The following is a 13,044-nucleotide window of genomic DNA, read 5'->3' as shown; positions in this document are numbered from 1 at the left end:
CGACGGAAATCTTTGTTGACGAAGTTGTGACCGGGCACTTGCTCGGCGGCACCTCGAACGACCTATACGGCAGCGAGCGCTTGGCATCCTGCCAGGCCCGACTGAACGTGGTCGGCCGGCAGCTGGCGTGCCGCTGTACCGGAAGCAGTTCGGCCTCTAGGCTGTCGCGACCATCGAATGGCCCGGGCGGCGCCACCGCTCACTGCGGCCGGAGCATCTCGAAACGCTCGCGCGTGTAGGTATAGCTGATGCCGCCAAGCCTTCCGACCACGTCGAGCCTGGCCGGGTCGATGCGGCCGCGCTCATCGAGCAATCCGTCAGCCACATGCGCCAGCAGCACCTCGGCGAAAATCAGATGGCAGTTGGGTGACTCCGCTGGATAGGGCAGGATCTGTGCGACTCGACACTCGAAAGCAACTGGTGCCGTGCACACCCTGGGTACGTTAACCAATTTGGCGGGTTCGCTGGCAATGCCACAATGCTCGAATTCGCTGATGCCATGGGGTAGCACGGCAGCGGATGCATTCATCGCCTCGACCTGCTCGGCCCCCACCAGTTGAACCACCAGCTCACCGGTATCCCGTGCGTTTCGCGCAGTGTCCTTCGGCATGCCGTCCTTCAGGCCCACGTTGATCAGCAACGTCGGCGGCTCGCTGCTGATGACTTGAAAGAAACTGAAGGGCGCAAGGTTGCTGATGCCATCGGTCGAACGGGTCGACACCCAGGCAATCGGACGCGGGGTAATCGTCGAGGTAAGCCAGCGATAGCGCTCGGCCGGGGTCAGTGCGCAGAAGTCGAGTTGCATGGAGATTTCCAAATGAACCGATCAGCACATTCGGCTCGAGCGTATATGGCGGTGGCACCTGCCGAAGGTGCCACCGGAAGGGGTGTTAGCGACCTGCGCGCGACTCGCGGAGATAGAAACGGGCCTTCTTGGCCTTTTCCACGCAGCCTCGATAAGCCTCGAATTGCTGTTGGGTTTTGGCACCCGTCAGTAAAGCCATTGCCTTGGAATAACTCACGGTACCGGCGAAACCCTCCGCTTCGGCAAGGCTCTGCTCTTCCCAAGCCGCATTGAGCTGAGACGCACAGCTGTCGCGATAGGCGGTTTTTCCGGCGCAGCCGGTCAGGGCCAACGCCAGCACGGATAAACAGATCAGACTTTTCATCGATACATCCCTCATTTTCGAGACCTGCTCATTTTTGCTTGCCTGCTGCACGTTCGCGCAGGAATTCGACTACGGCGTCCTGCTCTCCAGCGAACTCGATACGGGACGCTTTGCTCTCTCGCTGATAGGCGTACATCGGATCGTAGTACTGTTTCAACAACGTCTCGATCCATCCGCGGTGCAGCTCGACTGCGCCAGTCCTGGCCTGTTCGGCAAGCGCTTGATCCATGATCGCGGCCAGGCGTGCGAAGCATTCGCCTCCGAGCCGCTTGCTGATATTGACCAGACTTTGCCGTAAACGCTCGGCGAATGCGGAGAACCCTTCCTCGCCCTGCTCGGCAATGAATTCGGCACAGAGGTCGATCACATAGTCCTTGAGAATGCGATCAACCCGGCTGTCGAAGCTGTCCTCCAACCACACCAGCGGATAGCGTTGCATACCTTGGAACAATGGCAGCGGGATGGAGCAGCGCCCGACCAGCCGTGCTTCGTCTTCAAGCACGAACTGCCGAACGCCAGCATGCTGCATCTTCAGCAAACGAATCGCCAGCGCATTCTCGAAATCGATCTGTACCGGCTGCGGCGTGGCGCGCTTACCGAAGCTCGACCCGCGGTGGTTGGCAATGCCTTCCAGATCGACGCTGTCCTCCAGACGCGCCAGCACCTCGGTCTTGCCGGTGCCGGTCATGCCGCCGACCAACACGAAATCATCATGTGCGGCCGCGTGCTCGATGGTTTCCAAAAGAAAATGACGCATCGCTTTGTAACCGCCGGTCACGCGAGGATAGTCGATCCCCGCCTCGGTCTTGAGCCATTGCTGGACCAGCTGCGAACGCAGCCCACCACGAAAACAGTAGATATATCCGCGCGGATTTTGCCGGGCGAAGTCGGCCCAGGCCTGGATGCGCTCGGCCTTGATCTGACCGCTGACCAGCCGATGGCCAAGCTCGATCGCCGCCTGCTGACCGTGCTGCTTGTAGCAGGTGCCGACCTTCTGCCGCTCCAGATCGTTCATCAGCGGCAGATTGACCACACCGGGGAAGGCGCCCTTGGAAAACTCCACCGGAGCCCGGGCATCCATCATGGGCACATCGTTGAGAAACAGTTCGCGGTAATTATCTGTATCGCCGCGCATCAACGGACCTCGACGGCAAAGGTGCCGGCTTCGATCAGCTCGCCGATCGACTCGAGCACGAGACCGAGTTCGGCCGCGACCGCGTGAAACTCTGCCTCGCCCTCAGGCGCTACCGCCACCAGCAACCCACCACTGGTTTGCGGATCGCAGAGCAGTTGTTTGTGCGACTCGTCGAGCGTGGCAATACGTTCGCCATAGCTGTCGAAGTTGCGTCCGGTGCCGCCGGGGACGCAGCCCTGTTCCAGGTAATACTCGACGCCCTCGAGGCGCGGCACGCGGGCATAGTCGATACGCGCGGTCACACCGCTACCGTCGGCCATTTCCACCAGGTGCCCGAGCAGACCGAAGCCTGTGACGTCGGTCATAGCACGAACGCCAGCAAGCTTGCCGAAGCGGCTGCCGGGGGTGTTCAACGTGCACATCCAGTCACGGGCGCGACCGACATCCTCGGCTCGCAGCTTGGCCTTTTTTTCGGCAGTGGTGAAAATGCCGATGCCCAACGGCTTGGTCAGGTAGAGCTTGCAACCCACAGACGCCGTGTCGTTGCGCTTCATCTGCGCTTTGTTCACCAGGCCGGTCACCGCCAGGCCGAAGATCGGCTCGGGGGCATCGATCGAATGGCCGCCAGCCAGGGGAATGCCCGCCGCATCGCAGACCGCGCGCCCGCCGGCGATAACCTCGCGGGCCACTTCAGGCGGCAGCAGGTTGACCGGCCAGCCGAGGATCGCAATGGCCATCAACGGGTCTCCGCCCATCGCATAGATGTCGCTAATGGCATTGGTGGCGGCGATTCGTCCAAAATCGAATGGATCGTCGACGATGGGCATGAAGAAGTCGGTGGTCGAGACCACGCCGCGCTCATTATCGATACCGTAGACGGCAGCATCGTCACGCGAGGCGTTGCCGACCCACAGGCGCGGGTCGAGATTTTGCGCGCCACTGCCGGCAAGGATCACGTCCAGCACCTTCGGCGAAATTTTGCAGCCGCAGCCGGCACCATGGCTGTATTGGGTGAGACGGATGGGTTCGCTCATCTGAAGGGCTCTCATGATGCTGGCAAAACGGGCGCCGATTGTAGCAAGAAGGCCGGCGTCTCGCGGTAATCCCGGTTACACCGGTCGGCTGATGGCGGTGCCATAGGCCTGGTAGAAATCCTGGTTCGGCTGCGCTCGAATTAGCTGATGGCGGGGCTTGATGCCCCGCGTCTGAGGCTGGAAGCTATCACCCTTGCCAAATAGGGAGAATCACATGGGCAACAAGGTTGCACTGGTACTGGGATCGGGTGGCGCGCGTGGCTATGCGCACATCGGGGTCATCGAGGAGCTCACCGCCCGGGGTTACGAGATCAATTGCATCGCGGGCTGCTCGATGGGCGCAGTGGTCGGCGGGATTTATGCCGCGGGCAAGCTGGGCGAGTACCGGGACTGGATCGAGAGCCTGGACTATTTCGACATGCTGCGGTTGGTCGACCCGAGCTTCAGTCTCGGAGCGATACGCGGCGAGAAGATCTTCGGCCGTATCCGTGACATGCTCGGTTCGATCAACATCGAAGACCTGCCAATCCCGTTCACTGCCGTCGCGGCCGATCTCACCAACCAGCAGGAAATATGGTTTCAGGAAGGCAACCTGGAGCTGGCGATGCGCGCTTCGGCAGCCATCCCAAGTCTGTTCACCCCAGTCATGCAAGGCAACCGAATGCTGGTTGATGGCGGGATCCTCAACCCCTTGCCGATTGTCCCGGTGGTCTCCAGTCACAGTGACATCATCATCGCGGTGAACCTCAACGCCAATAACCATCGGCAATACCCCCTGCCGGAAGTGATTCGCCCTGGTCGCTTCGATGCCATGGTCAGCTCGATAAGCTCGCATATTCCGTTCTGGCGCAGCAAGGGACTAGCAGAGCATATCGCTGAACTTCAAGCCCCTGACGAAATTGGAGCGAGCCAGCCACCAGCGGCCCCTACCGGGCAAAGTGCACCGAAATCGGCGGAGGGGTCGATGGTGGTGGATGTCGGCGGTCCAGCTTCATTGCTGGAGCTGATCAACCAGAGCTTCGAGGTGATGCAATCATCGCTGACGCAATACAAGATTGCTGGCTATCCACCGAACGTGCTGGTCAACATTCCTAAACGCGCCTGCCGGTTTTACGAGTTCTACAAGGCGCCCGAATTGATCAAGCTCGGCCAGATCATCGCCCGCGACACGCTCGACAAATACGAGGAAGAACAGCTCTAGCCACAGCTATGTCCCTCTTCACCGAGAAGCTGCTCGATCGACACCGGCGGACAACTCATTCGGGGTGACGACTTCGGGCACTTCCTTGATCAACCAGTCACCCAGCAGACTGTAGGCGACCGCCAGGAGCGTCGGGCCGAGAAACAGTCCCATGAAACCGAACGCCAGCACGCCGCCGAACACGCCCAGCAGTACCACCACTAGCGGCAAGTTGCCGCCGCGACTGATCAGATAGGGCTTCAGCACATTGTCCACGCCGCTGATGATGAACATGCCCCATATGCCGAGGAAAACTGCCATTCCATATTCGCCCTGCCAGGCAAGCCAGGCCACAGCCGGCCCCCAGACCAGCGGCGGGACCATCAGAAAGCTGAACGCGAACGTCAGCACGCCGAGAATCAACGCACCCGGTACTCCAGCGATGCTGAACCCCACATAGGCCAGAATCGCCTGCGCAGCGGCGGTGCCGATCACACCGTTGACCACGCGCTGTACCGTACCGGCAACCAGCTCCAGGTAATGATCCGCACGATCGCCGATCAGTCGATGCAGCAAACTGTGGACGAAGGCCGCCAATTTTGGGCCGTCGCGGTAGAAGAAAAACACCAGCACCAGACTGAGCGCCAACTCCAACATCCCTCCCCCGATCCGCGCGCTGCGTACCAACAACCAGTTGCCGACCTGGCCGACATAAGGGCGAATCGTCGCGAAGAAGGCAGTGCCCTGCTCGTTAATGGTGCTCCAGAGGGTCAATAGCCGGTCGCCAACCAGCGGCACCTCGCCCAGCCACACCGGAGGCTCCGGCAGGCCCTGCATCTGCAGGCTATGCACCAATACGTTGACCTCGCGGATCTGATCGGCAATGTTGAACCCCAGCCACACCAGCGGCACCGCTACCGACACCATCCAGCCGAACGTCAGCAGGGTAGCGGCAAGGGTGGAATTGCCCTTTAACCAGCGTGTCAGCACACGCATGACCGGCCAGCTGGCAAACGCCAATACCGCTGCCCAGAACAGCGCGGAAGCAAACGGAGCCAGTACCCACACACAGGCACCGAGCAGCACCAGAAGCAAAATCTGCACCAGCAAACGATCGTTGTTAAGCATCAGGGTACCTATGGGGAAACGCGGTGCGCTCCAGGGGAGCGTATCAGGGGAGCGCTATTGCATTCTGAAGCCTGTTCTCAGCGCAACAGTTTGATACGCAGACCGTCCTCGTCGGTCCTCTCGACATCTAGGCGTCGCGCCTTGATTCGCTCCTGCGTCAGCGCTTCCCGCCAGCCCTCGGCACCCTTCCCCGCCAGCGCGACCCGCATAGTGCTGTCGAGCCGCAGAACATTCGCCAGCAGCGCGCCCCACTCAGCCGTGGGCTCTTGGGGCAACCTCGGCAACCAGAGTTCTCCGTTGCTCTTCAATTGACGTAACAGCGTGGCCGGATTCGGCAGAATGACACCGAGCGCCTCGTCGGGGGTGAATTGTTCCACCTGCAGATAAGGGCGGCCATTGCCCCGCGTGATGCCGTAGAGCGCCATGAGGCGATCGGAATCGCCCGGCAGACGCGCCAGCAGATAGGTCTGCCTGGCATCGGGACCGTAGAGCGTCGAGCGTTGGAATATGTCGTTGGCCCAGAGGCTGCTCGATCCACACTCTCGCCCCTCACACCAGAAGAGCAGTTCGGCACCGTCCTGCAACAGCCGGTTGCGTGCCCGTTCGAAAGCTTCGATACCGGTATGTACCTCTGGTAACTGATAAGTGGCGGCGGTCAGCTGGCCACTTGCACTCACCTGGTCGCTCATTCGCAGACGACCGCTGATGCGGCGAATCGAGTCCAGCGGATAGGTCCGCTCCAGTACCTGCTGCTCCTTGAACGCAACAATTTGCGCTTGTGGGTATCGCTCAAGCGAGTCGAAGTCCCGGCTACCCGGTACATCAGCAGCGCTCGCGGTGTGAGCGAGCATGGCCAGCGCGACTGTCCATACACTTCGCATACTCAACGGATCACCTTCGACTGGGCAGTCTTACCGTTGGGCGTGGCGGCGGCATGGAGATAGATCATTGAGGTACTTCCTGTTGAGGCGATGCCCCAGCCTCACCAGTTGGCAAAAGCAAGTCAAGCCGGGCTTTGCGACAGATTCTTGCGCAACCGCACCTTTGCTCGATTCAAGCCGCGAAGAACGGGTTGAAAACAGCTGCCACCGCTTCGGCTCCCGCTTGATCATCCAGATGCAAATGATGCCCTCCGGGCAATCGATGCCGCATGAACGGCAACGTCTCGGTCAGTTCAATCATGGCCGGTTGTGTCATCAAGCCCTGCTCCGCCAGTACCAAACTCGAAGGGCAAGCCACCCGATGCACGAAGGCCTGCGCATGCGCACGAGTCAGGCGCATCGCGGACGGTAGCATCAAGCGGGCATCGGTGCGCCAGGTATAACCACCGGGCACTGGCATCAACCCTCGTTCAGCAAGCCGTTCAGCTGCCTCGTGACTGACCGCGCCGACGCCCTTCATGCGCGCCGCGACAGCCTGTTGGAATTCGGCATAGACCGGCTTGCGCTTGTCGTCGACGGCGAGCAGCGCCTGTAACGACTCGCCAAGCTTTTGCGGTGCGGTGTCGGCTTCGCCCGTATAGGGAATCACCCCATCGATCAACGCCAGACGCTCGATGCGGTCGGGCATGGCACCGGCCAGCAACACCGACACGATGGCCCCCATCGAATGGCCCAGCAGAGAAAAACGCTTCCAGCCGAACTGCTCGGCCACCTGCAGCACATCGTGGGCGTAATCCCAGATGTTATAGGCCGCGCCAATCGGACGGTGGCCGGAATGGCCATGCCCTGGCAGGTCGAGCGCAACGATACGCACACCTTCCAGCAGCGGCGCGAGCCGGGAGAAAGTGGCGGCGTTGTCCAGCCAACCGTGCAGCGCGATGACCGGTCGACCCTCTTCTGGGCCGTAAAGGTGCGCCGCGACTTCGATATGCGGCAGGCTTAGGCGAATCTCTTCGAATACAACACTCATGCGGCACCTCGTTGGCCCAGTTCACCCCAGCGAGCGAATACCCGTCTGAGCAACATCGCCGTATCACCCGGACGCTCGAGCGGAAACATGTGCCCACCCGGCAAGGTATGCGCTTCGCCGTGGGTAACCAGGCGAAGCAGGCACAGGTGATGAGGCAGCACTACGCTGCTCTGGCGACCACGCACCACGGCGAGTGGAATCTTCAACGCATGCGGCCAGCCGGGCGTTACGTGCGGCACACTGCGGTAGATCTGGATTTCGGTTTCCGGATCGAAGCGTAAGCGCAGCCCTTGGGCGGTTGGCTCCAACCCATGTTCGAGGTAGGCATTCAGGCAATCGGGATCGAATGCGCGGAACAACGCCTTGCTGGCGAAGTATTGCCGTGCCTCATCTGTGCAACTGAACGCCTCGCGACGGCCGAGGGTACGACCAGCCGGCGTAAGCCGATCGATGAAGCCGAAACGCTTCGCCGCCCAGATCAGCGTCTGATCGAACCAGGTGGTCATTGGCGAATCGAGCATGACCACACCGCGATAAAGGTCCGGCCGTTGAAGGGCTGCGTGATAGTGCAGCATTCCACCCAGCGAGTGACCTACGCCCCAAACAGGCTCCTCAAGAGGCGCGAGCTGTTCAAGGAGTTCGCGCACCAGATTCTGCCAGTTGTCATCCACGGGGAAACGCGGATCGTGTCCGTGCTGGTCGAGGTGGGTGATGACGTAGTCCGGCGCCAGCGCGTCGAACAGCTTGCGATAGGTCGCGGAGGGAAAGCCGTTGGCGTGGGCGAAGAAGATGCGTTGCGTCATGGGTTCGATGCGGAAAGAGAAAGGCAACCATTGTCTGGCCCCCTACTCCCTACGGCAATCGGTCTGAGCGACGGAACCCAAGGCAGTCCTGCCAAACAAGGCGTCTACGACGCCTCTGCACGCCGCGGACTGTTTTCTCCCAAGGGCATCACGGCAACGGTCAAGCGGGAAACACAGCTGGGCTTGCCATCATCACCACTTAGACGGATGTCCCAGACGTGGCTGGAGCGCCCGAGATGGATTGGACGACAGACCGCAGTGACGCGCCCGCTGCGCAACGCGCGGATATGGTTGGCGTTCACTTCGAGGCCGACACAATAGTATCGGCTCGGGTCGATGCACTGATAGCTGGCCACGGAACCTACGGTTTCGGCGAGCACCACCGAAGCGCCACCATGCAGCAAGCCATAAGGCTGGTGAGTGCGGGAATCGACCACCATGCTGGCGGTAAGGGAGTCGTCACCGACGGCTTCGAACCGAATATCGAGCAGTTCGGCGATGGTGTTCTGGCTGTTAGCGTTGAGTTGTTCGAGTTCCGGAAGACGGTGCCAAATGCTCAAGTGTCGCTCTCCATGTACTTGATCTAAACCAGCACGTTGCGCTGCGCTCTAGTTTTTCAGAACGATGTCGCTGGTCAGCCCGGATGCTGCAGTTTGACGAGGCGCATCAGTCCCGCAGCCAGATGTTCGCCATCCAGCTCGGCCAGGCTGGCAGTCGCCATCGGTAGCGGCGCGTCGCGATGGCCACTGACCAGCCAGCCACCCAATACGCCGACAAAGGGCTGGTGGGTCACAAGCAGTAGATTCTGCTCGGCGCGACGGTCGAGATATAGCATTGCATCGTTTGGATCCGACTCGGGCGTCAGCCAGGGTACCGTCTCGACCGGACCGGCGAAATCAAGCGTCTGCCGGACGATTTCTGCGGTCTGCTGGGCCCGCTGATAGGGGCTGACGAGGATAACCTGCAGCGCCTGATCCAGCAGTTGGGCCGCAGCGCCCTCCACTTCGAGCCGACCGGCGGCTGTCAGGTTACGTTCCGCATCGGTACGGGCCCTGGGCTCGGCCTCCCCGTGACGCAGCAGCCATATCTTCATGGCTGCGGCTCCTGCGCTGGCGGCGTCGGCGTCATGGGTGGCGCCGTTTCCATATCGGCGGGACGCGGTTGAGGCCAATCGGACATCGGCCAGGGCTTGCGATCCGTGTTGAAGGTGCCGAAACGGCCGATCTGTGCCACGTACTGACTGAGGCTGTCGCCCAGCGCTAGCAGACTCTCGTTGGCCTTGCCATTCACCGAACGCAGGACCAACTGCGCGGCTACGACCACCAGCAGCACCACCTCGGCCACCTGCCAGACAAAAAAGAAAACCAGCATCCAGATGGCACGCAGAATCAGCGATTCGCGATCCGTACTGCGTTGTGATGTGCTCATCGATATCTCCGCTATCGTTTCAGAAGCCGTCGGTGGAAATGAAATCCACGTCGGTCTTCGGCTCGCCGCGCATCAGCAGCGCGATTACCTGTTCCAGCGTACGCCCCTCGAACAGAATGGCATGTAACCCAGCGACCAGTGGCATGTAGACCTGAAGTTCCTCGGCCTTGGTCTTCAGCACCTTGATGGTATTGACGCCCTCAGCCACCTCCCCCAAACGGGATACCGCCTGATCGAGGCTCAGGCCTTCGCCAAGCGCATAGCCCACCTGAAAGTTGCGACTCTTCGAAGAAGTGCAGGTAACGATCAAATCTCCCACGCCCGCCAGCCCGAGGAAGGTCATAGGGTTGGCGCCCAATCGGACCGCAAACCGGGTCATCTCCGCCAGCGCGCGTGTGATCAGCATGCTGCGCGTGTTCTCGCCCATGCCCAGGGCAGCAGCCATCCCAGCCATGATGGCATAGACGTTCTTCAGCGCGCCGCCGAGCTCCACACCGAAACGATCGGAACTGGCATAGACGCGGAAGGTTCGCCCATGTAGCGCCTGCTGCACACATCGGCAGAGCGCTTCGTCGTCACTGGCGACAACGGTTGCGGTCAAGGCATGCTCGGCCACTTCACGTGCCAGATTGGGGCCCGAGATCACGCCGATTCGAGCTTGCGGTGCAATTTCCTGAAGGATCTGACTCATCAGCATAAAGCCTTGTGCCTCGATACCTTTGGTCGTGCTGACCAGCATCTTGCCCGACAGTTGAGCCGCGAACGGCGATAACGCCTGACGCAGCGCACTGGAGGGCAGCGCTACGAAGATCAGCTCGCAGTCCGCCAGCGTCTGCCCCAGGTCCGTCACCGGGGTGACCTCTGGAAGCACTACCACACCTTTCAGATAGCGCGGATTCTGACGCTGGGCGCGGATGCTTTCGGCCTGCTCGGCATCACGCATCCACAGCCGGACGCCGTGGCCATTTTCGGCAAGCAGATTCGCGATCGCGGTCCCGAAGCTACCGCCGCCAAGCACCGCTATGGGTTGCTGTTCAGTCATGAGGTATCCGTTTTGAGCCAACCTGGATGGCAATGATCGGCATTATACGTAGCGCTCCGCTCTCAGCCAGTACAAAGCCAGTCGTCAATAGAATCATCGGGTTACAGTTTCAAACGACGCCTTGATCCGGAAAAAGATCCCTGCGTCCAGCCATGCCCTGCGGGCATCGTCGCGATACGTTCCCCTATGGTCTATAAGGGACAGGTCGTCGCATGGTCGTTGTCGCAGGCCAGGAGTGTTAAAGTATCGGCCCGTTTCTACCATGGTCTTCTCGTAGTCGGTCGAAACGAGCGGTATCCATGTCCTTGCGCTGTGACTTTCGGCGCAGGGTGGCAGTCTATGACTAGTCTTTATGATCGGACTCTCTATGTTTCGGGTCGGATAAAAAGCAGCAAGCCCTCCATAAAGGGACCATTGAGGAATACGCATGACCAAACAACAGGCCTTTACTCGGGAAGATCTGCTTCGTTGCAGCCGCGGCGAGCTTTTCGGGCCCGGTAATGCGCAACTGCCCGCGCCGAACATGCTGATGGTCGATCGCATCGTTCATATCAGCGAAGTGGGCGGTAAGTACGGCAAAGGCGAGCTGGTCGCCGAGCTGGATATCAATCCTGATCTCTGGTTCTTTGCCTGCCATTTCGAAGGTGACCCGGTCATGCCCGGCTGCCTGGGTCTTGACGCCATGTGGCAGCTGGTCGGCTTCTATCTCGGCTGGCAGGGCAACCCCGGCCGTGGTCGTGCGCTGGGTTCTGGCGAAGTGAAGTTCTTCGGCCAGGTCCTGCCGACCGCCAAGAAGGTCACCTATAACATCCATATCAAACGCACCATCAGTCGCTCTCTGATCCTCGGCATCGCCGATGGTACCGTCAGCGTAGATGGTCGCGAGATCTACAGTGCCGAAGGTTTACGCGTCGGCCTGTTTACATCTACCGATAGCTTTTGAAGGACTTCCGCATGCGTCGCGTCGTGATCACCGGCCTGGGTATCGTTTCCTGCCTCGGCAATGACAAAGACACCGTTTCCGCCAACCTGCGCGCCAGCCGCCCTGGCATTCGCTTCAACCAGGCTTATGCGGACATGGGTCTGCGCAGCCAGGTTTCGGGTTCGGTCAATCTGAACCTCGAAGAGCTGATCGACCGTAAGGTTCTTCGCTTCATGGGCGATGCGGCGGCTTATGCCTATCTGGCCATGCAGCAGGCGTTGGAAGATTCCGGCCTCAGCGCTGATGATATTTCCAATCCGCGTATCGGCCTGATCGCCGGCTCAGGTGGCGCTTCGACCATCAACCAGATGGAAGCCATCGATATCCTGCGCGACAAGGGCGTCAAGCGCATCGGCCCATACCGCGTGCCGCGCACCATGAGCAGCACGGTATCCGCCTGCTTGGCCACGCCGTTCCGGATCAAGGGCATCAACTACTCCATCGCCTCGGCTTGCGCCACCAGCGCGCATTGCATCGGCCATGCGATGGAGCAGATTCAAATGGGTAAGCAGGACGTTGTTTTTGCCGGTGGCGGCGAAGAAGAACATTGGAGCCAGAGCTGCCTATTCGACGCCATGGGCGCGCTCTCCAGCCAATACAACGCAACGCCGGAGAAGGCTTCGCGGGCCTACGACTCCAAGCGTGACGGTTTTGTCATCGCGGGCGGCGGCGGCATGGTCGTGGTCGAAGAGCTGGAACACGCGCTCAAGCGCGGGGCCAAGATCTACGCGGAAATCGTCGGTTACGGCGCCACTTCAGACGGCTACGACATGGTTGCACCAAGTGGTGAGGGCGCGTTGCGCTGCATGCAGCAGGCTATGGCGACGGTCGATGGCGACATCGACTACCTCAACACCCACGGTACCTCCACACCGGTGGGCGATGTCGCCGAGAGCAAGGCCGTGCGCAACATGTTCGGCGACAAGGTCCCGGCCATCAGCTCGACGAAGAGCCTCTCCGGTCACTCACTGGGCGCCGCAGGTGTTCACGAGGCGATCTACTGCATGCTGATGATGCAGGGCAACTTCATCGCAGGCTCGGCCAACATCGAAGAGCTGGATCCGGAAGTTGCTGACATGCCGATCGTTCGTGAAACTCGTGAAGATGCCAAGATCGACACCGTCATGAGCAACAGCTTCGGTTTCGGTGGCACCAACGCCACGCTGGTCCTAAAGCGCTGGAAAGGCTGATCGACAAGCGGTTAGAACAACGGCGCCTTAGGGCGCCGTTGT

General features: G+C 60.5%; 15 protein-coding genes. 3 read left to right on the top strand and 12 right to left on the bottom strand.

The genetic code is table 11. The annotated features are described in order from the left end of the window. Positions 1-199 precede the first annotated feature (199 nt). The 4 genes from UF78_RS07915 to selD form a co-directional block, all read right to left on the bottom strand. Positions 200-805 carry a flavin reductase family protein gene (locus tag UF78_RS07915; protein WP_045161553.1) on the bottom strand — a complete coding sequence of 202 codons (606 nt, stop codon included), beginning with the start codon at positions 803-805 and terminating at the stop codon, positions 200-202. 85 nt (positions 806-890) lie between these two features. Continuing rightward, on the bottom strand, positions 891-1,169 hold the full coding sequence (locus UF78_RS07910; protein ID WP_045161552.1) for a lipoprotein: 279 nt from the start codon (positions 1,167-1,169) through the stop codon (positions 891-893). 28 nt (positions 1,170-1,197) lie between these two features. Then, positions 1,198-2,304, bottom strand: coding sequence for a tRNA 2-selenouridine(34) synthase MnmH (gene mnmH / locus UF78_RS07905; protein WP_045161551.1), 1,107 nt, complete (start codon positions 2,302-2,304; stop codon positions 1,198-1,200). Continuing rightward, entirely contained in the window at positions 2,304-3,338 is a 1,035-nt protein-coding gene (gene selD, locus UF78_RS07900; protein ID WP_045161550.1) for a selenide, water dikinase SelD, read from the bottom strand. The genes mnmH and selD overlap by 1 nt, the downstream gene beginning before the upstream one ends. A gap of 214 nt (positions 3,339-3,552) precedes the next feature. On the opposite strand from selD, the gene UF78_RS07895 reads away from it, so the two are divergent. Beyond that, positions 3,553-4,539 (top strand): patatin-like phospholipase family protein, encoded by a 987-nt coding sequence (locus tag UF78_RS07895; protein WP_045161549.1) that lies wholly within the window; start codon positions 3,553-3,555, stop codon positions 4,537-4,539. 18 nt (positions 4,540-4,557) lie between these two features. Here UF78_RS07895 and UF78_RS07890 read toward each other — a convergent pair whose 3' ends face one another. The 8 genes from UF78_RS07890 to UF78_RS07855 form a co-directional block, all read right to left on the bottom strand. Beyond that, positions 4,558-5,646 carry an AI-2E family transporter gene (locus UF78_RS07890; RefSeq protein ID WP_045161548.1) on the bottom strand — a complete coding sequence of 363 codons (1,089 nt, stop codon included), beginning with the start codon at positions 5,644-5,646 and terminating at the stop codon, positions 4,558-4,560. Positions 5,647-5,723: 77 nt separating this feature from the next. After that, positions 5,724-6,527, bottom strand: a complete 804-nt coding sequence (locus tag UF78_RS07885; protein WP_045161547.1) for a DUF4892 domain-containing protein — start codon at positions 6,525-6,527, stop codon at positions 5,724-5,726. Positions 6,528-6,699: 172 nt separating this feature from the next. Further along, the gene (locus UF78_RS07880) at positions 6,700-7,557 is read right to left on the bottom strand and encodes an alpha/beta fold hydrolase (RefSeq protein ID WP_045161546.1); all 858 of its coding nucleotides are present in this window, start codon (positions 7,555-7,557) and stop codon (positions 6,700-6,702) included. Next, complete coding sequence (locus UF78_RS07875; RefSeq protein ID WP_045161545.1) at positions 7,554-8,360, bottom strand: alpha/beta fold hydrolase; 807 nt, start codon at positions 8,358-8,360, stop codon at positions 7,554-7,556. The genes UF78_RS07880 and UF78_RS07875 overlap by 4 nt, the downstream gene beginning before the upstream one ends. A gap of 104 nt (positions 8,361-8,464) precedes the next feature. Then, positions 8,465-8,920 (bottom strand): hotdog fold thioesterase, encoded by a 456-nt coding sequence (locus UF78_RS07870; RefSeq protein ID WP_045161544.1) that lies wholly within the window; start codon positions 8,918-8,920, stop codon positions 8,465-8,467. A gap of 74 nt (positions 8,921-8,994) precedes the next feature. Then, entirely contained in the window at positions 8,995-9,453 is a 459-nt protein-coding gene (sixA, locus tag UF78_RS07865) for a phosphohistidine phosphatase SixA (RefSeq protein ID WP_045161543.1), read from the bottom strand. Further along, positions 9,450-9,788: a DUF4389 domain-containing protein gene (locus UF78_RS07860; protein WP_045161541.1), complete on the bottom strand. Its 339-nt coding sequence runs from the start codon at positions 9,786-9,788 to the stop codon at positions 9,450-9,452. Before UF78_RS07860 ends, sixA begins: the two co-directional genes overlap by 4 nt. 19 nt (positions 9,789-9,807) lie before the next feature. Continuing rightward, positions 9,808-10,830, bottom strand: a complete 1,023-nt coding sequence (locus UF78_RS07855; RefSeq protein ID WP_045161539.1) for an NAD(P)H-dependent glycerol-3-phosphate dehydrogenase — start codon at positions 10,828-10,830, stop codon at positions 9,808-9,810. A 427-nt stretch (positions 10,831-11,257) separates the two neighbouring features. Between UF78_RS07855 and fabA the strand changes: the two genes are divergently transcribed. After that, a complete protein-coding gene (gene fabA / locus UF78_RS07850; protein ID WP_045161538.1) occupies positions 11,258-11,773 on the top strand; it encodes a 3-hydroxyacyl-[acyl-carrier-protein] dehydratase FabA in 516 nt (171 codons plus the stop codon). An 11-nt stretch (positions 11,774-11,784) separates the two neighbouring features. Continuing rightward, on the top strand, positions 11,785-13,002 hold the full coding sequence (fabB, locus tag UF78_RS07845; protein ID WP_045161537.1) for a beta-ketoacyl-ACP synthase I: 1,218 nt from the start codon (positions 11,785-11,787) through the stop codon (positions 13,000-13,002). Positions 13,003-13,044 lie beyond the last annotated feature (42 nt).

The sequence above is a fragment of the Stutzerimonas stutzeri genome (assembly GCF_000952685.1).
In the GTDB taxonomy this organism is placed as follows: Bacteria; Pseudomonadota; Gammaproteobacteria; order Pseudomonadales; family Pseudomonadaceae; genus Stutzerimonas; species Stutzerimonas stutzeri_E.
This window is presented reverse-complemented; position numbering and strand designations above follow the sequence as displayed.